Genomic DNA, 1,336 nt, shown 5'->3' on the forward strand with positions numbered 1-1,336 from the left:
GCTTGAGTTCTAGTGGTCGTTGCAACACCCCAGTTCAAGGGGTGCGATGGACTTCGAGATCCGCAAGAACAAGAAGCCGGGGGCCGGCAAGCTGACCCGCGAGCGGGCCGCATACTTCCAGCTCATGGAGCAGGGCTACAGCACCCGGGAAGCAGCCCGCATCGTCGGGATCAACCTCCGCACCGGCAAGAGATGGCGTAACGGCCGTCCCGCGTCCGGCGGCAGCAAGGCAGTTCCTCCGATCTATCAGGAGCCCGTGCAGACGCCCGTGCCACCAGAGCCGGAGGAACTGCCTCAGCCGTCGCGGTATCTCCAGGAGCACGAGCGCATCCACATCGCCGACCGGCTGCGTGAGCAGGCATCCGTCCGGCAGATCGCCGCCGAGCTGGGCCGTAGCCCCTCCACCATCAGCCGCGAGATACGCCGCAACCGCCGGGCCATGCCCAAGGGCGGATGGACCTACCGGCCCTTCCACGCCCACCGCCGTGCCGAACGGCGCCGCTCCCGGCCCAAAGTGGGCAAGATCGGCCAGAATCCCGAACTGCGGGACTTCGTCCAGGACCATCTGACGATGCGGTGGAGCCCCGAGCAGATCTGCCAGGCTCTGCAGGCACGCTTCCCCGACCGGCCGGACATGCACGTGACCCACGAAACGATCTACCAGGCCCTCTACGTCCAGGGCCGCGGCGAACTCCGGCGGGAACTGACCCGTGCCCTGCGCACCGGACGCGCCATGCGCCGCCCGCACCGCCACGCCGCCAAGCGGATCTCCCGGCCGATCAAAAACATGGTCATGATCAGCGACCGGCCGGCCGAAGCGGAGGACCGCGCTGTTCCCGGCCACTGGGAGGGCGACCTCATCATCGGCAAGAACGGCCGATCCGCCATCGGCACCCTCGTCGAACGCTCCACCCGCTACGTCATGCTCGTGCCTCTGCCCCACGGACACAGCGCCCTCGCGACCCGCAACGCGCTGGCCGCCACCGTCCAGACCCTCCCGCCGCACCTGTGGCGTTCCCTGACCTGGGACCAAGGCTCGGAGATGGCCGCCCACCGCACCTTCACCATCGCCACCGACATCCCGGTCTACTTCTGCAACCCGGCCAGTCCCTGGCAGCGCGGCTCGAACGAGAACACGAACGGCCTGCTGCGGCAGTACTTTGCCAAGGGCACCGACCTGAGCAGCCACACACCCGAGCACTTGGAGACCGTGGCCGCCGAACTCAACAGCCGCCCACGCAAAACGCTCGACTGGGAAACCCCAGCCGAGCGCCTCGCTAAGCTACTGGACCTAGCCAGCTGACCAGCAGTGTTGCAACGACCCCTGGAATTCGCC

General features: G+C 67.7%; 1 protein-coding gene. It reads left to right on the top strand.

What is annotated here, in order from left to right; genetic code table 11:
• Positions 1-124 precede the first annotated feature (124 nt).
• Complete coding sequence (locus G3I56_RS42560; RefSeq protein ID WP_203691958.1) at positions 125-1,303, top strand: IS30 family transposase; 1,179 nt, start codon at positions 125-127, stop codon at positions 1,301-1,303.
• Positions 1,304-1,336: the final 33 nt, after the last annotated feature.

Origin of the sequence: Streptomyces sp. SID12488, from assembly GCF_010548275.1 — a bacterium.
In the GTDB taxonomy this organism is placed as follows: Bacteria; Actinomycetota; Actinomycetes; order Streptomycetales; family Streptomycetaceae; genus Streptomyces.

Bases quoted from the DNA above. Each gene is read 5' to 3' on its own strand.
- G3I56_RS42560 (WP_203691958.1), top strand. From the start codon at position 125: ATGGAGCAGGGCTACAGCACCCGGGAAGCAGCCCGCATCGTCGGGATC.